This window comes from Macrococcus bovicus (assembly GCF_030376725.1).
Taxonomy (GTDB): domain Bacteria; phylum Bacillota; class Bacilli; order Staphylococcales; family Staphylococcaceae; genus Macrococcus; species Macrococcus bovicus.
Genome location: NZ_CP128470.1, coordinates 1378750 through 1403692, shown reverse-complemented (window position 1 = coordinate 1403692; position 24943 = coordinate 1378750). Strand labels below are relative to the sequence as shown.

The window sequence follows — 24943 nt, the reverse complement described above, 5'->3', positions numbered from 1 at the left end:
GCTTTTTCTATGCTGTGGTAAAATAGGAGTATCAACCTGATGGAGGTTCATTATGACTGAAAAACTTATTTTAATAGATGGCAACAGCCTGGCATTCCGGGCATTCTATGCACTGCCTCTGCTGAGCAATCGCGCCGGTATTCATACGAATGCGGTGTACGGCTTCACTTTGCTGCTCGACAAAATCATCAAGGATGAAGCCCCTACCCATTTCCTTGTCGCTTTCGATGCGGGGAAGACCACTTTCCGTCATTCTACATTCGGCGACTATAAAGGGGGGCGTCAGAAAACACCGCCGGAACTCAGCGAGCAGTTCCCGCTGATCAGAAAACTGGTGGATGCCTATCATATCAAACATTACGAGCTTGACAACTACGAAGCGGATGACATCATCGGGACGCTGGCACGTGAAGCGACTGAGAAGAAGATGAAGACCATCATCATTACAGGAGACCGTGACCTGACGCAGCTGGTCAATGATTCTGTCTCGGTCTATTACACTAAAAAAGGTGTCACAGATATCGATCACTATACGCCTGAGTTTGTGCGGGAGCAGTATGGCTTCGGTCCGGAGAAAATCATCGACCTGAAGGGACTGATGGGTGATAAGTCAGATAACATTCCGGGTGTGCCTGGTATCGGTGAGAAAACAGCGGTCAAACTGCTGCTTGAATATGGCACAGTGGAAGAAGTCATTAGCCATCTGGATGACATCAAAGGGAAGAAGCTGCAGGAGAACTTAACGACTTATCAGGCAGACGCACTGATGAGTAAGCAGCTTGCGACAATTGAAGTCCATGCGCCGATTGAGATACATCTGGACGACATCAAACTGTCCGCGGAAAACAATGATAAAAAGATTGAATTATTTAAGGAACTGGAATTCAAGCAGATGCTGGATCATATGGAAACAGCACCGGTCATCGAACAAAAGGCGCTCGAGCTGACGGAGCGATTTGAAGAGATCAGTCTGGCTGGTCCTACGTCACTCTTTATCGACTGCTTTAAAGATAACTACCTGGTCAACGAGATTCTGCCGATTGCTGTGACAGATGGCAAGAAGATCTTTGTGACATCATCTGACAACCTGCCGGATTCACTCATCGCTTATCTGGAAGGCGCTGAACAGAAGAATGTTTTTGATGCCAAGAAGACGGCGGTGCTGCTGAAACGTCTCGATGTGGATGTCAAGAATATCCGTTTTGATGTCATGCTGGCAAGCTACCTGCTTGATCCGTCAAAGACTATTGTTGACGTGGCTGAGACGGCCGCGCTTCACGGCATGGTGATTCCGAATAATGAACAGATATTCGGCAAAGGCACTAAGATGGCCATCCCTGAGACAGAGACACTGTTTGATTATTTCGGCAGACAGGCGATGACCATTCATCAGCTGACAGATGTCATGAAAAGAGAACTTGAGAATAATGAACAGCTGAAGCTGCATGATGAACTGGAGCTGCCGCTGTCACTGGTCTTAGCGGGCATGGAATACCGCGGTATCACTGTAGACAGACAGGCACTGCTTGAGATGCAGGGCGAACTGAAGACACGTATTGATGAACTGATGAACCGTATTTATACACTTGCGGGGCATGAATTCAATATTAATTCCCCTAAGCAGCTCGGTGTCATTCTGTTCGAAGAGCTGGGGCTGCCGGCCGCTAAAAAGACGAAGACCGGCTATTCAACAGCTGTTGATGTCCTGGAAGGCTTAAGAGACAAGCACGAGATTATCCAGGCGATCCTCGATTACAGGCAGCTTGCTAAACTGCAGTCGACTTATGTCGAAGGCTTACAGAAAATGATTGCAGAAGACGGTAAGATCCACACACGTTTCAATCAGGTGCTGGCTCAGACCGGCCGTCTGTCATCAGTGGAACCGAACCTGCAGAACATTCCGATCCGTCTGGAGGAGGGACGCAAAATCAGAAAAGCGTTCACCGCATCGCAGCCGGGCTGGGTGATCTTTGCAGCGGACTACTCTCAGATTGAACTCCGGGTGCTTGCTCACATCACCGAAGACAGAAGTATGATGGAAGCCTTCAACCATGGCATCGATATTCATACGAAGACAGCGATGGAAGTGTTTGATGTTGAGAAGGATGACGTCACTGCGGACATGAGACGACAGGCAAAAGCCGTTAACTTTGGTATCGTCTATGGTATCAGTGATTATGGGCTCAGTCAGTCACTGGGTATCTCGCGTCCTGCCGCTGCCCGGTTTATAGAGGATTACTTGACAAGCTTCCCGAATGTCAAACAATATATGGATGACATCATCCTGGAAGCGAAACGGGATGGTTATGTCTCAACGCTGCTCAACCGTCGTCGTTACATCCCTGATATCAACGCACGAAATTTCAATGCGCGGGGGTTTGCGGAACGGACAGCGATGAACACACCGATCCAAGGGAGTGCCGCAGATATCATTAAGCTGGCAATGGTGAATTACGACAGAGAAGTGCAGAAGACTGATTTTAAAGCCAACTTATTATTACAGGTGCACGATGAGCTGATCTTTGAAGTACCGGAAGAAGAAATTGAGGCGTTCAGTTTATTTGTGAAGGACATCATGGAGCATGCACTTGAACTGAATGTCCCGTTATTAGTGGAATCTAATTACGGCCAGTCATGGTATGAAGCGAAATAGGAGGAAGTTATGCCTGAATTACCAGAAGTTGAACATGTCAGACGAGGGCTTGAGCCTAAAGTTATCGGGGAAGTCATTACCGGTGTGACATTTTCTGACAAGGTTCATAGCGGCAAGGAAGCCGGCAAGGAAACCATCATCAAGGGGATCGCTCTTCAATCGTTCAGGGAACAGATCATCGGCAGTGCGATCCGGGCGATAGACAGAAGAAGCAAATATCTGATCTTCACACTTGAAAATGAATTCGGAGAACAATTGATCATCAGTCATCTCGGTATGTCCGGTGCCTATTTTGTAGTCGATACCCTGGATGATATCGGGATCCCGAATTACATCAATCACTGGCATGTGGAACTTGAACTGCAGTCAGGGAAAAAGCTGATCTACAGTGATATCAGACGTTTCGGTGAGATGCGGTTAGTCAGACGTCTTGAAGAAGCGGCGCAGATCATGGCGATTGCACCAGAACCTTTCGAAGCGGGAGCGGAAGATTACTTCACTGCCCAGCTCGGCTTGAAGAAGTGGCAGCAGAAGAAAATCAAGGAAGCAGTCATGAATCATAGTGTCATCAGCGGCTGCGGCAATATCTATGCATGTGAAGGTCTGCATGCAGCAGGTATCAATCCGCATCGGCTCGTCCAAGACATGACACCTGATGAAGAGCGGCAGCTTTTCAAGGCGCTTGTCGCAAGCCTTGAAGAAGGGATACGTTTCGGCGGCTCATCTATTTCCAGCTACCGGAACGTCGAAGGTAAGAGCGGACAGATGCAGACCCGCTTCAAAATATATGGCAGACAGACGTGCGGCACATGTGGGCGTGAGGTAGAGAAGGCAGTCATTGCCGGACGCAACACCCATTACTGCACGCATTGTCAGAAATAGGAGACGAAGTATGACAGTTATAGGTTTAACAGGCGGCATAGCAAGCGGGAAGTCGACAGTATCCAAGCTGCTTGCTGCACATGGTTTTGTCATTGTGGATGCTGATATTGCAGCTCGGCAGGCAGTGGCTAAAGGGACAGAAGGCTTGAAACAGGTGGAAGCTGTATTCGGACCTGAAGCGATTGAAGACGGCGAGATGAACCGCCGCTATATCGGACAGCAGATTTTTCATGATGAAGAGAAGCGTCTCGCTCTGAACAGTATTATTCATCCGATCGTGCGGGATCTTATGGAAGAAGAGAAGCAGACAGCGCTGGCTGCCGGACATCCGGTCGTCATGGATATTCCGTTACTTTATGAGAATGAACTGGAAGCGACAGTTGATGAAGTGTGGGTGGTCTATGTGACAATGGACGTTCAGCTTGAACGGCTGATGACACGCAATGATTTGACCGAGGAAGAGGCGCTTGCCCGTATTGCTTCACAGCTCTCAATTGAAGAAAAGAAAGCGAGAGCCGATGTTGTCATCGATAATAACGGTTCACTCGCTGACCTGGAAAGACGCATCAAGGAAATAGTCGCAGAATATTACAAATCTCACTAAAAAGTTGCAAGCAACCGCTTCCATAATGCTTTCATTGTGTTATACTATTGACATAAAAGTATAGCACAATAAGGAGATATGACATGACGACTAGAGTAGCAATCAATGGTTTAGGTAGAATAGGTAGAATGGTATTCCGTGCAGCAGCACTGAATGATGAGTTAGAGGTTGTCGCAATCAATGCCAGTTATCCGCCGGAAACATTGGCACATCTGATCAAATATGATACGACTCATGGTAAGTACGAGCTTGAAGTGGAACCGATTGAAAACGGCCTGCGCGTCGGCGGTAAAGAGATCAGACTTGTAGCTGAGCGTAATCCGGAATTATTACCATGGGACGAGCTGAACATCGATATCGTCATCGAAGCAACAGGAAAATTCAATGATGCGGAGAAAGCATCTGCGCACCTGAAAGCGGGCGCCAAAAAAGTGCTGTTGACAGCGCCGGGTAAAGGGGACGTTCAGACGATTGTCCGCGGTGTGAACTGCGAAGGATTAGATGTTGAGACTTATGATGTCATCTCAAACGCATCTTGTACAACGAACTGCTTAGCGCCTGTCGCAAAAGTTCTGAATGAAAAGTTCGGCATCGAGAACGGTTTAATGACAACCGTTCATGCCTATACCAATGACCAGAAGAATCTGGATAACCCGCATAAAGACTTACGTCGTGCGCGTGCCTGTGCACAGAGCATCATCCCGACTTCAACCGGTGCAGCGAAAGCATTGGCTCTTGTCCTGCCGGAATTAAAAGGTAAATTACACGGCATGGCGCTACGTGTACCGACTACGAACGTATCATTGGTTGATTTGGTCGTCGACCTTAAACAAGAGGTAACAGTTGAGGAAGTGAACGCTGCATTTAAAGAGGCAGCTGAAGGACCGTTAAAAGGGATACTTGATATCACATTCGAACCATTAGTCAGTGTGGACTTCAACACAAACCCGATGTCATCTGTTGTGGATGGTTTATCCACAATCGTTATGGACGGCAAGAAAGTCAAGGTGCTGTCATGGTACGACAATGAGTGGGGCTACTCAACTCGTGTGGTTGAACTTGCCGGCTTAATGGGACAAAAATTAGCAAAATAATGAAAAAGCTGGCCTGGCGCCAGCTTTTTTTTATTGCAGTTCGATACGTTTAATCTGTTCAGTCAGAACGTCCGCCATTTTATCGTAGCCTTTGACATGAGGATGAAGACCGTCTATTGTCAGATCAGGGTCGAGCCTGTCATCTACCGTCATGACGTCATAATAGTTCAGGAACTGAATTTCTTCCTCAGCCGCCAGTTCAGTCAGCTGGCGGTTGATTTCTTTGATGGCGTCCTGTCGGATACCTTGCAGGTCCGTGTGCGGCCGGTTGATGGAAGTGACCGAAGTGATGACGATGTCAATATCCCGATTCTTACTCGCTTGAATCATCGCCCGGATATCGGTCACAACCTGCCGGATAATGCCGGCTGCTGCGTCGCTGTCAGCTGCTTCACTTAACGGTTTTGTATTATTGACGCCTACTGACAGTATGATGAGCTCCGGGTTGAGCTGCAGTGCGTCAGCTTCGAAGCGTCTTCTGCAGTACATGGAATAGTCATCGCTGACCCCGCGGTTGATCAGCCGCTTCCCTTCACTGTGCTTGAAATAACTGTCGATATCCCAGTAAGCGGTGATGGAATCTCCGATAAAGACAGCACCCACCGCATCTCCGTGATACAGTATCGCCTCATTTCTGCGGTTGAATTTCTCCCGCTCTTTGTTGACTGGATTGCCTTCTTCAAATTCTGCTAATTCAATCATCTTATTCGCCTCCATTTGTGGTCATTATACCCTGTCAGTGAAATCTATAACAGTTTTTATGAGGGCATGATTCATGTATAATGAAGTGATACTAACTAAAGGGGCGATCATATGAAATGTCTGAAATGCGGTTACAATCAGTCCAAAGTCATCGATTCACGTCATGCAGATGATCTGACTGCCATCAGAAGGAGAAGAGAGTGTGAACAGTGCGGCACCCGTTTTACGACGTTTGAACGGATCGAACTGTCACCGCTGATAGTCGTCAAGAAGGATGGCACCCGACAGGCGTTCAACCGGGACAAGATACTCCATGGTCTTGTACGTGCATGCGAAAAAAGACCGGTCGCGTATGATGACCTGGAAAAGATAGCAAATGATGTCGAATATCAGCTACGTGAAGGCAGCAAGACCGAGATATCTTCAGTGGATATCGGTGAACGCGTCATGGAACACCTGATGTCACTGGATCAGGTATCTTACGTCCGCTTTGCCTCGGTTTACAAGGAGTTCAAAGATATCGACCAGCTGCTGTCGACGATGCAGGGGATATTAAGCGAGAAGAATAAGAAGTAGGTGTACATATGCAATATTTTTCCGGGTTAAGGCCCGCTGACCGTTTTGTTGTCACGACCAACTATGTGGCGACTCATCTGACGGATGAGATTCTGAAACGGCTCTATATTCCACTGATCGGACTGGAAAGTATAGCGGTCTATCAGTATTTGAGTCAGTTTCTGGAAAAAGGGCAGGTCTCTGATGAGGTCACTCATTATATCGTCATGAATGAACTCAAGATGAATCTCAGTCATTTTGAGCAGCTTCGTTTCCGGCTGGAAGGCATCGGCCTGATGAAATCATTTATGAAGGTGACTGATGAAGCGCAGCATTTCGTCTACAAGCTGATCAGTCCGGTGATGCCGGATCAGTTTTTCAATGATCCCATGCTATCTGTCTATCTCTTTCAGACGGTCGGCAAGGAACGTTTCAATCAGCTGAAACGCCACTTCTGCACAGAACGCTTTGATGTGACGGGCTACAAGGAGATCAGCAAGAATTATATCGATATATACGGCACACCGAAAACTCCGCCGGCAGCTGTTTATGACGGAAATGATCATCTGATCAAGACACGGGCGTCACTGGGTATCCCGGTGCATCAGCAGACATTCGATTTCGAGATGCTTGAGATGCTGCTCGCACAGAATATGATCACGAAAGACCAGCTGACAAAAGAGGTCCGTGAACTCATCGCTCAGCTGGCACTGCTGTATGATATCGCGCCGACAGATATGAGACGGATCATCCTGAAATCACTGACGTCCAATCAGACGATTTCCCATGAGGATTTACGACGCAATGCACGGGACTTCTATCAGTTTGAGCACGCGGGCAATCTGCCGGCGCTGACACTGGCGGCTGAAGAGCCCGTGACGAACGAGAAGACCTGGTTCGAGATGCTCGATACAACGAGTCCTATCGAGATGCTGGCAAGTTTCAGCCAGTCAGAGCCGACCGTCAAGCAGAAGCGGATGATTGAAAGCATTCTGGAACGGGAGAAACTGCCATTCGGTGTGATGAATATTCTCTTGCAGTATGTCCTGCTGACAAGTGAGATGAAATTACCGCAGAGCTACATTGAGGAGATAGCCTCCAACTGGAAGAAGCTCAAACTGTCATCCAGTGAGGAAGCATACCATCATGCGATGAAAGTTGAACAGAACAGAAAAACAAGACAGACCAAACAGCGTGAGAAAGCATCATACGAAAAAACGCCGGACTGGCTGAGTCAACAAGAGACGCCGCAGCAGACTCAGACACCGGATCTGGAAGAAGAAAAACGTAAACTGGAAGAAGAACTGAAAAATTTCTGGAAGGAGGATGAAGCATGAAACCGTTCAGTGCATTCGTAAAAAATAATCCCGGCATTATGGCCCGGATTGAGCAGGTCAAAAAAGAGATTGTCCAGCATCCTGAAATCAAGCCGTTTCTGGAAGAACATGCCGTGACGGATGAAATGATTGATAAAGACCTGACCGTGCTGCAGGAATATAAAGATCAGTCGAAACTCTGTGACCGCTGTGCCAGCTACGGCCAGTGCATCAACTTTGTCAAAGGACATACGCCCCGTCTGTATATCGAGGATAACCGTATTAAAATCAGCTATACGCCTTGTCCGAATAAAAAAGTACATGACGAAGAGCAGCTGATGAAGCAATATGTGACGGCTATGCATGTCCCGTATGAAACATTGAACGCCAAGATCAATTCCATTGACCTGGAAGGACCAGAGCGGCTCAATATCGTCAAACGCGCCATGGAAATCTGTAACGATATCGCGGCCGGCAGACCGACGAAAGGGCTCTATATATATGGCAGCTTCGGTACAGGGAAGTCCTATATCCTAGGTGCCATAGCCAATCAGCTGAAGGAGCGGCACATCTATACGACCATCTTCTATGTGCCGGAATTTATCCGTGAACTGAAGAGCGGGTTCAACGACCAGACTTATACTGAGAAGCTGGACCGCGTCAAGAAAAGTCCTGTCCTCATGCTGGATGATATCGGTGCGGAAGATATGACGACCTGGGTGAGAGATGAAGTGCTGGGGCCGCTGCTCCATTACCGCATGATGAATCAGCTGCCGACTTTCTTCTCATCTAACTTCAACAAAGAAGAACTCAGATATCATTTCCAGAAGACCAAGGTAGGCGAAGAGAAGACGAAAGCGTACCGGATGATGGAACGCATTGATGCACTGACAGAAGCTTATCCGCTGAACGGAAAAAATTATCGCCGCTCTTGATAATTTCTGGGCGACGTGTATAATAGCATTATAGTCAAACAATTCAAACAATGATAAAAGGACATGAAACACGTCTATCATCATTTAGCGAGTCAGGGTAGGTGGAAGCCTGATTGATGGTCCGTCGTTTTACTCCCTTTTTTAATCGACATCTAATCCATGTCCGGCTCAAGACCGTTATCTTATGCAGAGTTGCCTTTATGGCGATTAGGGTGGTACCGCGGAATGACTCCGTCCCTTGTGGGATGGGGTCTTTTTGTGTTTAAAAAATAAAAGGAGTGTTTAGAATGAGTGAAATTAAGATCAAGTTTCCAGATGGTAATGAAAAAAGTTTTGAGAGTGGCATCACAACTGAAGAGATTGCAGCTTCTATCAGCCCGGGTCTGAAGAAGAAAGCACTGGCCGGCAAATTCAACGGTCAGATGGTCGACTTAACGACAGCTCTTGAAACAGATGGTGATATCGAGATCATCACACCGGATTCACCGGAAGGAATCGAGGTCCTTCGTCATTCGACTGCTCATTTAATGGCTCAGGCACTTAAACGTATTTACGGTGATGTTCATTTCGGCGTCGGTCCTGTGATTGAAGAAGGCTTCTACTATGACTTCGATATGCCGGAGAAGATTTCTGCTGATGACTTCGAGAACATTGAGAAGGTGATGAAACAGATCGTCAATGAGAATATCGCGATTGAACGTCGTGTTGTGTCGCGTAACGAGGCTAAAGAGGTCTTCAAAGATGATCCTTACAAGCAGGAACTGATCGATGCGATTCCTGAGGATGAGAACGTGACACTTTATTCACAAGGCGAGTTCACTGATCTCTGCCGCGGTGTCCACGTACCGTCTACAGCTAAGATCAAGGAGTTCAAGCTGTTATCAGTTGCAGGTGCTTACTGGCGCGGTGATTCCGACAATAAGATGCTGCAGCGTATCTACGGTACTGCCTTCTTCGATAAGAAAGACCTGAAAGCGCACCTCGAGATGCTGGAGGAGCGCAAGGAACGTGACCACCGCAAAATCGGTAAAGAGCTCGATATCTTCACTACAAGCCCGTTAATCGGAGCTGGCCTGCCGCTCTGGCTGCCGAACGGTGCCACTATCCGTCGTGAATTAGAACGTTATATCGTCGACAAAGAAGTCGCGCTCGGCTATGACCACGTCTATACGCCGGTCATGGGTTCTGTTGACCTGTACAAGACATCTGGTCACTGGGATCACTATCAGGAAGATATGTTCCCGGTCATGGAGATGGACAATGAAGCGTTCGTTCTTCGTCCGATGAACTGTCCGCACCATATGATGATCTATAAAAACAAGCCGCATAGCTACCGTGAGCTGCCGATCCGTATTGCGGAGCTCGGGACTATGCACCGTTACGAAGCAAGCGGTGCGGTATCAGGTTTACAGCGTGTCCGTGGTATGACTTTAAATGATGCGCATATCTTCGTGCGTCCGGATCAGATCAAAGACGAGTTCAAGCGAGTAGTACAGCTTGTCATCGATGTCTACGAAGATTTCAACTTCAAGGACTACAGCTTCCGTCTTTCTTACCGTGACCCGGAAGATACAGAGAAATACTTCCAGGACGATGAGATGTGGGAAAAAGCACAGGCGATGCTGAAAGAAGCGGTAGATGAGATGGGTCTCAACTATGAGGAGGCACCAGGGGAAGCTGCGTTCTACGGCCCTAAACTGGACGTTCAGGTCAAGACTGCACTAGGTAAGGAAGAAACATTATCCACTGTTCAGCTGGACTTCCTGCTGCCTCAGAAATTCGATCTGACTTTTATCGGCAGTGACGGTCAGGAACATCGTCCTGTGGTCATCCACCGCGGTGTCATCTCGACGATGGAGCGTTTTGTTGCCTTCCTGACAGAAGAATACAAAGGGGCTTATCCGACATGGCTTGCGCCGAACCAGCTTGAGATCATTCCGGTCTCTAACGAAGTGCATTATGACTATGCGCGTGCGCTTTATGATGAACTGAAGTCGCAAGGTGTCCGCTGTCATATCGATGACCGTGAGGAGAAAATGGGCTACAAGATCCGTGAGGCACAGATGCATAAGGTGCCTTATCAGATTGTTGTCGGTGATAAAGAAGTCGAGAACAATGAAGTCAATGTCCGTCAGTACGGCAGCAAGGATTCAGAGACAATGGAACGCGATGAGTTCATCTGGAAGATCGTGGATGAAATCCGTCTCAAAAAATAGTCTTGCAGAATCCGCTTTAGTGCGTTATAGTATAAAGAAATAAAATATTCCTCAAGAAGAGGTAGAGGTCGCGATGAAGAAGAGTAGTCTTGCTGATACGGTATCACGTAGCTGACGCAAGATGAAAGGCAACATCGCCGAAGTGGCAGACGTCTGATAACCGTCTGCTGCTGGGCTGATATAGAATATATATCAGACTGTCACATTTGTGATGCGCTACTGTTCCAATAGATAAGGTGCGCATCTTTAGATGTGCACCTTTTGTTGTGATAAGAATGGAGTGTCAAAATGAGTAATAACAATGAAGTACAAAGGTTGCTGAAACCGCGTCATATTTCGATGATCGCGATTGGTGGCTGTATCGGTACAGGTCTGTTCATGACCTCGGGCGGGGCCATCCGTGACGCCGGGCCGGGGGGTGCATTGCTCGGTTTCCTGATCATCGGTATCATGGTGTTCTTCCTGATGACGAGTCTTGGGGAGATGGCGACCTATTTACCGATCTCAGGTTCGTTCTCGACTTATGCGACGCGTTTTGTCGATCCGTCGCTCGGCTTTGCGCTGGGCTGGAACTACTGGTTTAACTGGGTCATTACTGTCGCAGCAGACGTCAGTATCGCCGCCAGTGTCATCAAGTACTGGGCGATATTTGATTTTCTGCCGGGCTGGGGCTGGAGTCTTGTCTTCCTGGCGCTGATATTCCTGCTCAATACACTCAGCGTCAAAGTATACGGTGAAAGTGAGTACTGGTTTGCGCTTGTCAAAGTCATCACTGTCATTCTCTTCCTGGTCATCGGCGTGCTGACCATCCTGGGTATTTTAGGCGGAGAATATATCGGCCTGAAAAATTTCACGACAGGTGAAGCACCGTTTCTCGGCGGCGGTCTGACAGGTTCATTCCTGACCATCCTCGGCGTATTCTTGGTAGCAGGCTTCAGCTTCCAGGGCACGGAACTTGTCGGCGTGACAGCGGGAGAATCAGAGGAGCCGGAGAAAACCATTCCTAGAGCGATTAAACAGGTTTTCTGGCGTATACTGATTTTCTACATTCTTTCCATATTTGTCATCGGGCTGATCATTCCTTATACCAACCCGAACCTGATGGGCGGGGACAGCATCTCCAAGTCACCGTTTACCCTGGTCTTTGAAAATGCCGGTCTTGCGTTTGCAGCTTCATTTATGAATGCGGTCATTCTGACTTCCATTCTATCTGCAGGGAACTCTGGCATGTATGCCTCAACCCGCATGCTCTATGCGATGGGGAAAGACGGTCTTGCTTCACGTAAATTCTCTGAAACAAACAAAAAAGGGGTGCCGATCCCAAGTCTGCTGGCGACTTTCGTTGTCGTGGTCATCATCTTCCTCGTGGAGCGCGTGGCAAGCGGTGCCTATGAGTACATCGTTGCGGCCAGTGGTTTAACCGGCTTTATCGCCTGGCTGGGTATTGCGATCAGTCATTACCGTTTCAGACGTGCATTCTACCGTCAGAATAAAGACTTATCTGTGCTGAAATATAAAGCGATGTGGTTCCCGTTCGGTCCGATTTTCGCCTTTATCCTCTGTCTCTTTGTCATCATCGGCCAGGATACAGACCTGATTTTACGTGGTAAGTTTGAATGGAACGGTTTCCTGATTACTTATATGGGTATTCCGATTTTCCTCGCGTTCTATATTTACCACAAAGTGAAATATAAAACGAAAAAAATTCCGCTTGAACAAGTGGATTTATCACAGGCTCATGATATGAGTGAATATGAAAAAATAGATGTTGACACGGTCAGATAATCCTGTTATTATTAAGTCTGTTGAATACGAAACGGACAAGTAGAAGCCTCCCGCTTCTCACCCGCAGAACGCCAAGAGCAGTGACCGGGTATATACATGGATACCATGTCTATTTTAGCGGGCGCTTTGCGCCCGCTTTTTTGTTCGTCTAGTAAATTTAATTTGGAGGTGTCAATCATAGCTAAAGATCAAACGCAAATCAATGACAAAATTCGTGCGAGAGAAGTACGACTCATCGGACATGATGGTGCTCAGTTAGGTGTGAAATCTAAGTTTGAAGCCATTGAAATCGCTGAACGTGTGAATCTGGACGTCGTTCTTGTTGCGCCTAACGCGAAACCACCTGTTGCCAAAATTATGGACTATGGTAAATTCAAGTTCGAGCAGCAGAAGAAGGATAAAGAAGCACGTAAGAAGCAGAAAGTTGTTGTCGTCAAAGAAATCAGGTTGAGTCCTACGATTGAAGAACATGACTTCAATACGAAGCTGAAAAATGCGCGTAAGTTCCTTGAAAAAGAGGACAAAGTCAAAGTATCAATCCGTTTCCGTGGACGCGCAATCACGCATAAAGAATTCGGTCAGCGAGTGCTTGAGAAATTTGCTGATGAGTGTAAAGATATCGCCACAGTAGAACAAAAGCCTAAGATGGATGGTCGCTCAATGTTCTTAATGCTTGCGCCAATCGTCGACAAAAAACAAAACTAGGAGGATAACGAAATGCCTAAAATGAAAACTCACCGCGGAGCAGCGAAACGTGTAAAAAGAACAGGTTCAGGTAAATTAAAACGTTCAAGAGCTTACACTTCTCACTTATTCGCTAACAAATCAACTAAACAAAAACGCGGTCTTCGTAAAGCGTCATTAGTCTCTAAAGGCGACCAAAAACGTGTTGCTCAAATGTTAACTTACGTCAAATAATAAAATCAGGATCTATTTAAGGAGGAATTATCATGCCACGAGTTAAAGGTGGAACGGTGACACGCGCTCGCCGTAAAAGAACCATTAAATTAGCAAAAGGTTACTTCGGTTCAAAAAGCACATTATACAGAGTAGCTAAACAACAAGTAATGAAATCAGGAAACTACGCATACCGTGACCGTCGTCAGAAAAAACGTGACTTCCGTCAATTATGGATCGCACGTATCAACGCGGCTGCACGTATGCACGATATCAGCTACAGCCGTCTGATGAACGGACTTAAATTAGCAGGTATCGACATCAACCGTAAAATGTTATCAGAAGTTGCCATCTCTGACGACAAAGCATTCGGTGAATTAGTTGAAGCAGCTAAAAAAGCATTAAACAAATAATATCTTTGCACCTATACGCCATGTATAGGTGTTTTTTTGTGGAGACAATGAAGTTTTGTCCTGTCCGATAAAAAATAAAATTTGTGAATTTAGTCACAATTAATCCTTTTATTCAAATAGTCTTTGAGTTAAAATGAAGGTGTGATCAGGAGGGGGGATTTCGTGCGAGGAATTATTTATATTGCACATGGTTCTAAGATGCCGGAAAAAAATGAGAAGTTCAGACAGTTTGTCGCTAAAGTCATCGCTGAACGACCTGAAACTGTCCAGCGCATCGCTTTTCTCGAGAAGGACGACGAGAACGTACCGCTTGTCGCCGGCGAGATGCTTGCGCTAGGCGTGACGGAATTTCTTGTCATGCCGATGCTGCTGTTCCCGGCCATGCATGCCCAGGAGGATATTCCTATGCAGCTGGCATCAGTGCTGAAAGGCAGAGCGACCTATCATATCGCTGAGTGTTTCGGCGATGAGGAAAGTGTCTGGCGGGTTGCTCTGAAGCGGCTTCAGTCGGCAGAAGGTCTGGTCATGGTCACCGCTCACGGCAGCAGGCGCTTCAGTAAACCGGACGTCATGCTGAAGGCGGTCGTAGCCCGTATGCAGGAGGAGACGAAGCAGCCGATTACTGCTGCCATGCTCTACGGCGCGCTCAGTTTCGAGGAACAGCTCAAGCGGCTTGACGCTGAGAGGATTACCATCATGCCCTATTTTCTGTTCGACGGTCATCTCGTCCGCAAGATCAAACGGCTGAGTCAGCCGTTCATAGCGGCAGGCAGGACCATTCAATTCACGGAGACGCTCGACCTGGATGAGTCAATGGTGAAAGCGGTCCTCAGCAGGCTGGAGGCACTTGATGTATCCTGTCATGCTTGACCTCACTCGTAAGAAGGTTGTCATCATCGGCGGCGGACGCATTGCGAGCCGAAAGGTCAGAGGGCTCGCCGGTGAAGGCGCAGACGTCACTGTCATTGCGCCTGAGATTGATGACACGATCCAGTCAGCCGGTGTCCGCATCATCCAGGAGCGGTTTGACCATGATTTATCGGCGTACGATATGATTTTTATTGCGACTGACGACCCTGAAGTCAACCGGCGGGTGATGCTTTGTGTTCTGCCGCACCAGCTGGTCAACGACTGCACGCATAAACAGAACTCCAATTTCTTTAATATGGCAAGCTTCCGCGTGGATGAGGCGCGGATCATGATTTCAACTGAGGGTAAGAGCCCTGAGAGAAGTAAGGCGCTGAAACATCAAATTCAGTCATGGCTAAGCGATGACATGAAATAAAGGAGAGAACCTCATGAAAGAAAAATTAGTAATGGTCGGTAATGGTATGGCGGGTGTTAGAACGATTGAGGAGATTCTGGATAGAGAGCCGGATCGTTTTGATATCACAATCATCGGGGAGGAGCCTTATCCGAACTACAACCGGATTATGCTGTCGAACATCCTGCAGAAGAAGATGACGGTGGAGGAGACTATCCTGAATGACTATGCCTGGTATAAGGAGCAGGGCATCACTTTACATAATGGTGACCGCGTCGAGGAGATTGACCGCGATAATAAGAAGGTGATCACTAAGAGTGGTGCGGTCTATGACTATGACAAGCTGATTATGGCGACAGGGTCTACAGCGTTCCTCTTGCCGGTGGACGGTGTTAAATTAGAAGGCGTCATCGGCTGGAGAACGATCAAAGATACAGAATATATCATTGAACAGGCAAGACATTACCGTAAGGCAGTCGTAATCGGCGGCGGTCTTCTCGGTCTTGAGTGCGCGCGCGGACTCCTTGACCAGGGCATGGACGTCACCGTTGTTCACTTAGGGGAATGGCTGATGGAGATGCAGCTGGACCGTAAGGCAGGCGAAATGCTGAAAGCTGACCTTGAGAAACAAGGCATGAAGTTCAAGCTGCAGGGCAATACGCAGGAAATCATGGGTCAGGACCGTGTTGAAGCGGTGCGACTGAGTGATGGCACGGTAATAGAGACAGATCTTGTCGTGATGGCTGTCGGCATCAGACCGGTAACGAAGCAGGCACGAGCAGCGGGTCTTGAAATCGGCCGCGGGATTGTCATTGATGACTTCATGGTCACAAGTGATCCGGACATCTATGCAGTCGGTGAATGCGCTGAGCATAACTCCAAGGTCTACGGTCTCGTCGCACCGTTATATGAGCAGGGCAAAGTGCTCGCAGACCATATTACGGGCCGCCCGACAGACGGTTACCACGGGTCAGCTACATTTACTTCTCTTAAAGTATCAGGCTGTGATCTGTTCAGTGCGGGCAAAATCTATGAAGGTGAGACCATCCGCGGCATTGAAGTCTTCAATGGCGTCGATAATGTCTACAAAAAAGTATTTGTTGACCAGGGCAAAGTCGTCGGTGCAGTTCTCTACGGTGATACGGAGGAAGGTAACCGCTTCTACAACATGATCAAAAAAGGCGAGACGATCGAGGACTTCACACTCGTCTCTTTACTGCATAAGGCAGGGGAAGTGGACGCCATTTCAGTCGCTGAGATGGCAGACGATGAGACCATCTGCGGCTGTAACGGAATTTCAAAAGGTCAGATCGTCACAGCCGTTCATGAAAAAGGGCTGACGACAGTCGCGGAAGTGACCAAGCATACGAAAGCAGGCGGCTCCTGCGGAAAATGTAAAGGTCAGATTGCTGACTTACTGGCGCATACACTGGGCGATGCTTTCAATGCAGGCGGGCCGACAGGTATCTGTGAATGTACAGAGCTGACCCGTGACCAGATTGTCACACAGATCCGCGCGAAAGGCCTTAAAACATCGAAGGAGGTCCGCAACGTCCTCGGCTGGCATAACGAAGGCGGCTGTGCGAAATGTCGTCCTGCAATCAACTACTATCTCAACATGGTATGGCCACATGAACACGAAGACGAGAAAGATTCGCGCTATGCGAATGAACGGTTCCGCGCGAACATCCAGAAAGATGGTACATTCTCAGTTATCCCGCAGATGCAGGGGGGCGTCACCAATCCGGATCAGCTGATCAAGATCGCGGAAGTCGCGAAGAAATACGATGTCGAGCTGCTGAAAATCACTGGGGCGCAGCGTATCGGTTTATATGGCATCAAGAAGGATGACCTGCCGAAAGTCTGGGCAGACCTCGATATGCGTTCAGCTGCAGCCTACGGAAAATCAACACGTTCCGTCAAGTCCTGTGTCGGTAAGGCTTTCTGCCGCTGGGGCACTCAGTATACAACGGACCTTGCCATCCGCCTGGAATCCACATTCGAATATATCGATACCCCGCATAAATTCAAGATGGGTGTCTCCGGCTGTCCACGCAGCTGTGTAGAATCAGGAGTGAAGGATTTCGGTGTCATCGGTGTTGAAAATGGCTTCCAGATCTATATCGGCGGTAACGGCGGGACTGAAGTCAAAGCCGCGACACTTTTGACGACTGTACCGACAGAGGATGACGTGATTGAGTTCTGCGGTGCGATGATGCAGTACTATCGTGAGACCGGTATTTACGGTGAGCGTACAGCGCCGTGGCTTGAACGTCTCGGCTTCGAGCAAGTCCAGTCAGTGCTGATGGATGAGGAGAAACGTCAGGCACTTCACGCCCGTCTGATGGATGCGAACAAAGATCGTCAGCATGAGCCGTGGAAACGTGTCATTGAGGATGAGAACGAAAGAAAAATCTTTGAAGTGGGGCGCGTATAATATGGAAAAAGTAAAGGTGTTCAATCTGTCAGACCTGAAACCGCAGATCGGCATGAAATGTTTCGTCGGTGATCAGGAGATCGGAGTCTTTCTGCTGGATGACGGCGAAATCAGAGCAGTGAGCAATCTCTGTCCGCACCAACAGGGCCCGCTAAGCGACGGCACAGTCTCCGGTCATCATGTCTTCTGCTCACTGCACGAACGTAAGATCAGCCTGGAGGACGGTAAGGTCCAGCCGCCGGATGCTGACGGCTGCGTTGAGACTTACAAGACTGAAGTGGAGAACGGTGAAGTTTTTATATGGGTGTAGGTAAAGTTTATTTCGTCGGAGCAGGACCGGGGGATCCCGGTCTTCTGACATTGAAGGCCAGAAGAGCCATTGAAAAAGCAGATGTCATCATCTATGACCGGCTCATCAATCCTATTCTGCTGCAGCTTTCAAAGCCGGACTGTAAGTTGATGTATGTCGGCAAAAATCCTGACGTCAAATACATGAAACAGGAGATAATCAATGCCATCATCAATCAGGAGGTTATAAAAGGACAGCAAATTGTAAGGCTGAAAGGCGGAGACCCGGCTATATTCGGTCGTCTGACTGAAGAGATTGAAAGTCTTGCAGACACTGATTATGAAGTCATTCCCGGAATCACAAGTGCCACGGCAGCCGCAGTTTACAGCGGTTTCCCATTGACGGACCGTGAGTACTCTCCTCATGTGACTTTTGCAACTGGTCATCTGCAGAAAGACAGTGTCAGAGAGATAGATTTCCAGGCGCTGGCAAAAGGCGGGACGCTTGCGCTTTATATGGGAATGAAGGAGCTGTCTAATATCGTCAGAGTCCTGATTGATCAGAACGGCGAATCGTTGCCTATTGCAGTCATCGGTCATGCTAGTTACGGTTATCAGAAGACCGTGATCAGTGATCTCTGTCATATCGAGCGAGCGGTGGCGGAAGAAGAAGTCTCACATCCCGCTATGATTATTGTCGGCGACGTGGTGAGATGTCGGAAGTCTGACTCCTGGTTTGAGAGGAAACTGAATTTCGGGCGTAAAATCCTGATAGTCAGCGAGACAGAAGTAGCGATTGATGATGTCCTCGAGTTGTTTGACGACGGGGGTTATTATTATTTAATCGATCAGCTGACGGATACAGCGCACTGCGCGAAATATGATGATGTTCACCGCGATGTCTTAAAGTCAGTGGTGTTCGATGAAATCAGCGGCACAGAGTCAGCGAAAGCGTTATTGAAGAAACAGTTCACTATTGAGTAAGCACACAGTGTCCAGTATAATAAATTTAACTTAACATTGGTGGCATATTATGTCGGCTTTCGTTTATTAATGACTGCAGCGCCTTCCACTTCGGAGGGTGCTTTTTTATTGGAGGAGCATATGAATATCAATCTACTGTTACTGGCATTAATCGCATTTCTGGCAGGTCTCGCTGAATTTGTCGTTGCCGGTATTATTCCGTATCTCGCTGCGTATTTTCATGTCACGACGGAGCAGGCTGGACTGCTGGTGACGGCCTTCGCCTTTATCTTTGCCGTGGCAGGCCCCGTTCTAATGATGATGACGAGCGCTGTCAAAAGACGGACGCTCTTGATCAGTTTTAATCTGCTCTTTATAGTCGGTAATCTGCTTAGTGTCATGAGCACTACTTACAGTATGATCATGCTGTCGAGGATTGTTCTCGCGGTCAATGTATCCATGCTGGTCGGTCTTGCTTTTTCATTGAGCGTCAAAGTGGTCAGGCCGTCGTTTCAACCGCGGGCAATCGGCATTGTCTTGATGGCGCTCAGCAGTGCCATGGTGCTGGGATCTCCGATAGGCATCTTTTTATCTTCTCTGTACAGCTGGAAGATACTCTTTGCCGGGATTGCTGGTCTGTCTGTTGTGACTTTCTTCATGACGCTGAAGTATTTTCCGGCTGAACTGGAAGTGGAGAAATTATCATTCAAGCATGATATGAAAGGCCTGTTCAGAAAAGATCTGCTGGCTGCACATTGCTACTCGTTTCTCTTTTTCACAGGTCAAAGTGTCTTCTATATTTATTTTTCGCCTTATTTAATACATGAGAAAGTCAGTGCGACTGTCATCAGTCTGCTCTTCATTGTCTTTGGCATCAGCGGGACGTTCGGCAGCGGTCTAGGCGGACTTATGACCGAGAAATTGGGCAGCAGGCGGGCGTTAGTGATTTTAAGTATAGTCTATACCATCGTCATGGCAGGTTTTCTTGTCTCAAGCTCTGTCAGCTGGCTGCTGGTCAATACATCGCTGCTTGGACTGGTCGGCTGGTCTATCAATGCGCCGACTCAGTCCTACTTGATTGAACGCTCCGAGAAATATGCGAGTATCAATCAGACAGTCAGCACGTCATTTGTGCAGCTTGGTATTTCATTCGGCGCCTTACTCGGCGGCATGATATTAAGCGAATCTGCCTCCTATACATTACTGATAATGTGGGCGGTCATTCTGCTGACAGGTACAGCAGGCGTGGCATTGCTATTATTTCACGTGTCAAAAGAGAAGAGCTTACCTTAAAGTTTCCTTAAAAATAAGAGAGAAATGAAATTTGACACCCTTTGTGCTGTAAAATAGAAAAAAATGGAGGGTGATCAGATGGACTTTCTGAAAAATCGTATCGTAGTCAGGATCATGGCAATGCTTGCAGTTATCGCCATTGTACTCTGCCTGTTCTTTCTGCTGGTTGAATGCAAGACCAATTTCGAAAATAGAATTGGGTATAGTCCGATCGTTAAAATGAATATCGAACCATTGTCAAAACTGAATGTGGAGTTCAGGGAACTGAAGGAGTAATGTGTACGTAACGTCCCGCAAAGTGAATCTGCGGGACGATACAGATGAGGAAGCGGCATTCAAGTGTGCGTAACGTCCCGCAAAGTGGATCTGCGGGACGATACAGATGAGGAAGCGGGCATTCAAGTGTACGTAACGTCCCGCAAAGTGGATCTGCGGGACGATACAGATGAGGAAGCGGGCATTCAAGTGTGCGTAACGTCCCGCAAAGTGGATCTGCGGGACGTTACTGATGGGAAAGCGGTATTTAAGTGTGCGTAACGTCCCGCAAAGTGGATCTGCGGGACGTTACTGATGGGAAAGCGGTATTTAAGTGTACGTAACGTCCCGCAAAGTGAATCTGCGGGACGATACAGATGAGGAAGCGGCATTCAAGTGTACGTAACGTCCCGCAAAGTGAATCTGCGGGACGTTACTGATGGGAAAGCGGCATTCAAGTGTGTGTAACGTCCCGCAAAGTGGATCTGCGGGACGTTACTAGTTTTTCAATGCACTATAAACTGTGGCCCGGTTCTTATAGTGCATCTGAAAGTTTTCCTTTAATACGCGTGTAATCGCTTTTGGACACATTGCAGTCCATTCATCAATTTCCTGGCGACTGAGCGGCGCATTTTTCAGTAACAGCATTTCTTCAATAGTCGCTTGAAGGACAATCTTTTTATGTTCACTGAACCCGCACTGACATCGAATTTTTTTCAAGCCTTTCTCACTTTTTAATCCTATATACCGGCATCGCGGACAGCGGATGCCTTTTTTCATGTCCTGAAAAGGATAGTAGAAGATACGTTCATGCGGATGAGTGGATTGATGATTCATCAGCATGAATTGCGCCAGTCGTTCTTCTTCTCTGGTCGGCTGATAATCCTGGCTGAAAAACTGAATAACTTCCTCGACTTGAGACGGTTTAACGATTTGAGGATCAGCGCTGTCCTCCAGTAACGTTAACTGGGGATGAATAAAAACGATACGACTGACCACTTCATTCTGAAAACCATGTTCCCTTAGAAGTCTCGTCAAATAAAAGTCAGCGCGGTTTAACTGAGAGAGGATATCCTGATAGTAGTACTCACCCTCCGATACAAACTGGCGACCGCTCCGCCTGACAGTGCCTGTATAATTCTTGATATCAAAATGATAGACTTTTCCGTTATACAGATGAATGAAATCGAATTGTGCGAGCGCAGGACTGTGCAATGACAGATCCCAGAGCTTAAGACCTCCGCACCTATGTGCGCGCTCGTAGTAATGACGCTCACCCTCATAACCCTTTAAATAATTTTTGAGTACTCTGTCATCGGACCGGTTTAATGTGATTCGCTTATCAGCTGCCATTAAATAGTGGATATAATCAGATGGCTGGTGCGTCTTCAGAAACATCTCTTCACCTCACATCCACTATAAGCCCTGTACTCGTATTCTGACAAACCGGCAGAGGTAGGGCTTTCCTGCAGAATTTCATTTTCTGCCGGCGTTTCATCATAAACTGCAGGAAAATACAGACCATTTATGACGAAATATTCTAAAAACTAAAATTTAATCATGCTATACTTAAATTAACAAAAAGGGGGATGACGATGGAACAACTGGACTTATTCAAAAGACTGACAGACTGCAATGCAGTATCCGGCTTTGAACGGCCGATGACGAATTTGATGCGTGAATATCTGGAGCCGCTTGCGGACGATGTGATCACTGATAACACCGGCAGTATCTTCGGCCGTAAAGGAGAGGGGCGGCACGCCATTATGCTGGCGGGTCATCTGGATGAGATTGGCTTCATGGTAACGGCCATTACGGATGACGGCTTCATCAAGTTCACGAATCTCGGCTACTGGTGGGCAAACGTCATGCTGAGCCAGAAAGTGACAATCACCGGCAGTAAAGGAGATATACGAGGCGTCATCGGCGGCAAGCCGCCGCATGTTCTCGGGGTCAAGGAGAAGGAGCTGGCAGCAGAAGTCAGCAATATGTTCATTGATATCGGTGTTGACTCCAGGGAAGAAGCACTTGCTGCAGGTGTACGTATCGGGGACCCCATTACGCCGTACAGTGAGTTTGAGGTGATGACCAATCCCGATTACTTACTCGCGAAAGCCTGGGATAACCGCTTCGGCTGCGCACTCGCGGTGGAAGCCCTGAGAGATAATCCTGAGCCGAACCTCACGCTTTACTCAGGTGCGGTGACGCAGGAGGAGACACTGTCACGCGGGGCGAAGACAGCGGCCCATAAAGTGAAGCCGTCACTCGCCATCGCACTGGACGTCGGCATCTGTGCGAAGACACCGGGGATGACAGGAAATGCCAAGATGGGCGACGGGCCGATCATCGTGCTTGTCGATGCGTGGCATATCGGGCATCCGACGTTCAGACAGTTCGTGACGGACGTTGCGGAGAAGCATGGCATTAAGGTGCAGTTCGATTATCTGACAGGCGGCTACACAGATGCCGGCCATATCGCACAGAGCTTTGACGGTATACCGGCCATTACAATCGGTGTGCCGACCCGTTACATCCATTCGAATGTCTCGATGATGAACCGCCGTGACTATAACGGTGCGCTTAGCCTCATCAACGCTGTCCTCGCAGAGCTGACAGATGACTTGGCTGACCAGATCATAGACCAGACGTACGAGGGATTGGCATGATAGTCATCGTTCTGCTCTTCACACTCTTCGCCTGCTATCTGATGAGTGGGCGTGGCTCATTTCTGATTGCCGGCTTCAACACGATGTCAGCGGAACAGAAGGCACGCTACGATGAAAAGAAACTCTGCCGGCTGACCGGTGTTCTCATGCTGGCAGCAGCACTGTACTGTGCCCTGATGGAATTCACGGCATTGAATGCAGTCATGCTGACGGTGCTGTTCGGCCTGCTCATCATACTCTTTGTCACTGCCGTTAACTTTACGGATATCGTCAAAAAATAAAAGACTGCCGCGGCAGTCTTTTTTTATAGCTCAATATCAATATCCAGCATCTGTACTTTCAGCAGATCTAAAATGCCGCTTGAGGCACTCGGGAAGGCGAAGATCATCATATTCAGTTCACGTGCTGACATCTTCTTCTCGACAATGAAAGTCATGATATTGATGAGGTCATCTGCTGCGTGGCCATAAATCGCTGCCCCTGCCACATGTTTTCTGTTATCCAGGGCAAAGACCATCTCAGCATCTGTTTCATTCTTATATTCAAAGCGGAGATTCTCTCCGAACTTGATGGTTTTGATTTTATAGCCTTTTTCTTCTGCTTCTACGATTGGCATGCCCACCTGTGCGATACGGGGCAATGTATAGGCGACAGATGGAATAGCCGGATATTTAATAGGTAGTAGTTCCAGTGCTTTTACAGGGTTGAGTAAGTTTGCTTCACGTGCCATGATCTGCAGGGCGATATAATTGGATTCAAAGGTGGCAGTCGGCGTGAGCTTCGGAATTTCTTTATCGAGGACATCCCCGCTGGCATAAATATTATCGACAGAGGTAAGCAAGTGTTTGTTGACTTTGATGCCTTTCTTGCTGTATGCGATCCCTAATTCATCGAGTCCGATGTTCTCCACATTCGGAATACGTCCTGTTGCATCGACAATATAGTCCGTGTCAATCGTGAGGCCTGACTCAGTCGTCAGCTTATAGCCGGTTTCAGTCTTCTCAATGCGCGCTGTCTCTTCATTATAGTGAAACGTCACATTTTCCTTGGCAAGTTTGTCAGCCAGCTTTTTGACATACGGCTGATGGAAAGGTTTTAAAATCTGGTCGGAGTGACTGATGACATGCACTTCTGACCCGAACTTGCTGGCGATTGAAGCGAATTCGATACTGATGTAGCCGCCGCCGATAAACGTGATGTGTTCTGGAAAAGACTCTAGATCCATAAAGTCACGACTATCATGCAGATATTCCTTGCCTGTCACATCAAGGAAATGGCTGCGCTGTCCTGTCGCGATGACGATATATTTTGTCCCGTAGTCCACACCATCAACCGATACAGTATGTTTATCTTTGATGACGCCATGACCGGAAATGATATCAATGCCCATCTTGCTGAATAACTTCTCGAGTCCATCTTTCTGCGGATCGATGACTTCATGTTTGTAGCGCATCAGATTCTCCCAGTTGACGGCCGGCTGGTGGTCAAAGATATCACCGAGACGTTCCATGTCTTCAAGTATTTCAAATGGGCCTTCCAGCAGGATTTTCGGATTACAGCCATAGTTCGTACAGGTCCCTGCCAGTGTATCCTTCTCGATCAATGCGACTTTCTTATGAGCCTGTGTCAGAGCGACAGCTGCGTGCCATGCTGCATGACCGCTGCCGATGAAAATAACGTCATAGTTCATCATAGAACCTCCTCAAGTGTCATATCTCTCTGTTC

25 protein-coding genes, 1 riboswitch and 1 other annotated feature are annotated in these 24943 nt (G+C 47.8%); of the genes, 22 read left to right on the top strand and 3 right to left on the bottom strand.

Annotation, left to right across the window (positions count from 1 at the left end; genetic code table 11):
• Positions 1 to 52: 52 nt before the first annotated feature.
• The 4 genes from polA to QSV55_RS07665 all read left to right on the top strand — a co-directional run bounded on the left by polA (position 53) and on the right by QSV55_RS07665 (position 5233).
• A complete protein-coding gene (gene polA / locus QSV55_RS07680) occupies positions 53 to 2653 on the top strand; it encodes a DNA polymerase I (RefSeq protein WP_289649748.1) in 2601 nt (866 codons plus the stop codon).
• A 9-nt stretch (positions 2654 to 2662) separates the two neighbouring features.
• The gene (gene mutM / locus QSV55_RS07675) at positions 2663 to 3535 is read left to right on the top strand and encodes a bifunctional DNA-formamidopyrimidine glycosylase/DNA-(apurinic or apyrimidinic site) lyase (RefSeq protein ID WP_133450974.1); all 873 of its coding nucleotides are present in this window, start codon (positions 2663 to 2665) and stop codon (positions 3533 to 3535) included.
• A 10-nt stretch (positions 3536 to 3545) separates the two neighbouring features.
• Positions 3546 to 4139, top strand: a complete 594-nt coding sequence (coaE, locus tag QSV55_RS07670) for a dephospho-CoA kinase (RefSeq protein WP_289649747.1) — start codon at positions 3546 to 3548, stop codon at positions 4137 to 4139.
• An 83-nt stretch (positions 4140 to 4222) separates the two neighbouring features.
• Positions 4223 to 5233 carry a glyceraldehyde-3-phosphate dehydrogenase gene (locus QSV55_RS07665; protein ID WP_289649746.1) on the top strand — a complete coding sequence of 337 codons (1011 nt, stop codon included), beginning with the start codon at positions 4223 to 4225 and terminating at the stop codon, positions 5231 to 5233.
• Between the two features lie 30 nt (positions 5234 to 5263).
• Here QSV55_RS07665 and QSV55_RS07660 read toward each other — a convergent pair whose 3' ends face one another.
• Positions 5264 to 5935 (bottom strand): SGNH/GDSL hydrolase family protein, encoded by a 672-nt coding sequence (locus QSV55_RS07660; RefSeq protein WP_289649745.1) that lies wholly within the window; start codon positions 5933 to 5935, stop codon positions 5264 to 5266.
• Between the two features lie 111 nt (positions 5936 to 6046).
• Here QSV55_RS07660 and nrdR point away from each other — a divergent pair, with 111 nt between their 5' ends.
• From nrdR to QSV55_RS07580, 16 genes are all read left to right on the top strand, one after another.
• Positions 6047 to 6511, top strand: coding sequence for a transcriptional regulator NrdR (gene nrdR / locus QSV55_RS07655; protein WP_133450970.1), 465 nt, complete (start codon positions 6047 to 6049; stop codon positions 6509 to 6511).
• Between the two features lie 8 nt (positions 6512 to 6519).
• On the top strand, positions 6520 to 7827 hold the full coding sequence (locus QSV55_RS07650; RefSeq protein WP_289649744.1) for a replication initiation and membrane attachment family protein: 1308 nt from the start codon (positions 6520 to 6522) through the stop codon (positions 7825 to 7827).
• Positions 7824 to 8741, top strand: a complete 918-nt coding sequence (dnaI, locus tag QSV55_RS07645) for a primosomal protein DnaI (protein ID WP_289649743.1) — start codon at positions 7824 to 7826, stop codon at positions 8739 to 8741. The genes QSV55_RS07650 and dnaI overlap by 4 nt, the downstream gene beginning before the upstream one ends.
• Positions 8742 to 9028: 287 nt before the next feature.
• Positions 9029 to 10957, top strand: coding sequence for a threonine--tRNA ligase (gene thrS, locus QSV55_RS07640; RefSeq protein WP_289649742.1), 1929 nt, complete (start codon positions 9029 to 9031; stop codon positions 10955 to 10957).
• 54 nt (positions 10958 to 11011) lie between these two features.
• Positions 11012 to 11184: riboswitch (Lysine riboswitch) on the top strand.
• Positions 11185 to 11245: 61 nt separating this feature from the next.
• A complete protein-coding gene (locus QSV55_RS07635; protein ID WP_289649741.1) occupies positions 11246 to 12742 on the top strand; it encodes an amino acid permease in 1497 nt (498 codons plus the stop codon).
• 31 nt (positions 12743 to 12773) lie between these two features.
• Positions 12774 to 12892: a sequence feature (ribosomal protein L20 leader region), on the top strand.
• Between the two features lie 18 nt (positions 12893 to 12910).
• Complete coding sequence (gene infC / locus QSV55_RS07630; protein ID WP_289649740.1) at positions 12911 to 13447, top strand: translation initiation factor IF-3; 537 nt, start codon at positions 12911 to 12913, stop codon at positions 13445 to 13447.
• A 12-nt stretch (positions 13448 to 13459) separates the two neighbouring features.
• Complete coding sequence (gene rpmI, locus QSV55_RS07625) at positions 13460 to 13660, top strand: 50S ribosomal protein L35 (protein ID WP_133431145.1); 201 nt, start codon at positions 13460 to 13462, stop codon at positions 13658 to 13660.
• 32 nt (positions 13661 to 13692) lie between these two features.
• The gene (gene rplT, locus QSV55_RS07620) at positions 13693 to 14052 is read left to right on the top strand and encodes a 50S ribosomal protein L20 (RefSeq protein WP_133431144.1); all 360 of its coding nucleotides are present in this window, start codon (positions 13693 to 13695) and stop codon (positions 14050 to 14052) included.
• A 162-nt stretch (positions 14053 to 14214) separates the two neighbouring features.
• Positions 14215 to 14922 (top strand): sirohydrochlorin chelatase, encoded by a 708-nt coding sequence (locus QSV55_RS07615; protein ID WP_289649739.1) that lies wholly within the window; start codon positions 14215 to 14217, stop codon positions 14920 to 14922.
• The gene (locus tag QSV55_RS07610) at positions 14903 to 15337 is read left to right on the top strand and encodes a precorrin-2 dehydrogenase/sirohydrochlorin ferrochelatase family protein (protein ID WP_289649738.1); all 435 of its coding nucleotides are present in this window, start codon (positions 14903 to 14905) and stop codon (positions 15335 to 15337) included. Before QSV55_RS07615 ends, QSV55_RS07610 begins: the two co-directional genes overlap by 20 nt.
• Before the next feature lie 13 nt (positions 15338 to 15350).
• A complete protein-coding gene (gene nirB / locus QSV55_RS07605; protein WP_289649737.1) occupies positions 15351 to 17753 on the top strand; it encodes a nitrite reductase large subunit NirB in 2403 nt (800 codons plus the stop codon).
• A 1-nt stretch (position 17754) separates the two neighbouring features.
• Positions 17755 to 18063, top strand: a complete 309-nt coding sequence (locus QSV55_RS07600; RefSeq protein ID WP_289649736.1) for a Rieske 2Fe-2S domain-containing protein — start codon at positions 17755 to 17757, stop codon at positions 18061 to 18063.
• Positions 18054 to 19025 (top strand): uroporphyrinogen-III C-methyltransferase, encoded by a 972-nt coding sequence (gene cobA, locus QSV55_RS07595; protein WP_289649735.1) that lies wholly within the window; start codon positions 18054 to 18056, stop codon positions 19023 to 19025. The genes QSV55_RS07600 and cobA overlap by 10 nt, the downstream gene beginning before the upstream one ends.
• Before the next feature lie 120 nt (positions 19026 to 19145).
• Positions 19146 to 20297 (top strand): MFS transporter, encoded by a 1152-nt coding sequence (locus tag QSV55_RS07590; RefSeq protein ID WP_289649734.1) that lies wholly within the window; start codon positions 19146 to 19148, stop codon positions 20295 to 20297.
• Between the two features lie 78 nt (positions 20298 to 20375).
• Positions 20376 to 20573: a hypothetical protein gene (locus tag QSV55_RS07585; RefSeq protein ID WP_289649733.1), complete on the top strand. Its 198-nt coding sequence runs from the start codon at positions 20376 to 20378 to the stop codon at positions 20571 to 20573.
• Between the two features lie 63 nt (positions 20574 to 20636).
• Positions 20637 to 20834, top strand: coding sequence for a hypothetical protein (locus QSV55_RS07580; protein ID WP_289649732.1), 198 nt, complete (start codon positions 20637 to 20639; stop codon positions 20832 to 20834).
• 216 nt (positions 20835 to 21050) lie between these two features.
• On the opposite strand, the gene QSV55_RS07575 is transcribed toward QSV55_RS07580, so the two are convergent.
• Positions 21051 to 21950, bottom strand: a complete 900-nt coding sequence (locus QSV55_RS07575) for a nuclease-related domain-containing protein (RefSeq protein WP_289649731.1) — start codon at positions 21948 to 21950, stop codon at positions 21051 to 21053.
• Between the two features lie 197 nt (positions 21951 to 22147).
• Here QSV55_RS07575 and QSV55_RS07570 point away from each other — a divergent pair, with 197 nt between their 5' ends.
• Positions 22148 to 23218 carry a M42 family metallopeptidase gene (locus tag QSV55_RS07570; protein ID WP_289649730.1) on the top strand — a complete coding sequence of 357 codons (1071 nt, stop codon included), beginning with the start codon at positions 22148 to 22150 and terminating at the stop codon, positions 23216 to 23218.
• A complete protein-coding gene (locus QSV55_RS07565) occupies positions 23215 to 23499 on the top strand; it encodes a DUF3784 domain-containing protein (RefSeq protein WP_133417359.1) in 285 nt (94 codons plus the stop codon). Before QSV55_RS07570 ends, QSV55_RS07565 begins: the two co-directional genes overlap by 4 nt.
• A gap of 23 nt (positions 23500 to 23522) precedes the next feature.
• On the opposite strand, the gene QSV55_RS07560 is transcribed toward QSV55_RS07565, so the two are convergent.
• Complete coding sequence (locus tag QSV55_RS07560) at positions 23523 to 24911, bottom strand: dihydrolipoyl dehydrogenase family protein (protein ID WP_289649729.1); 1389 nt, start codon at positions 24909 to 24911, stop codon at positions 23523 to 23525.
• Positions 24912 to 24943: the final 32 nt, after the last annotated feature.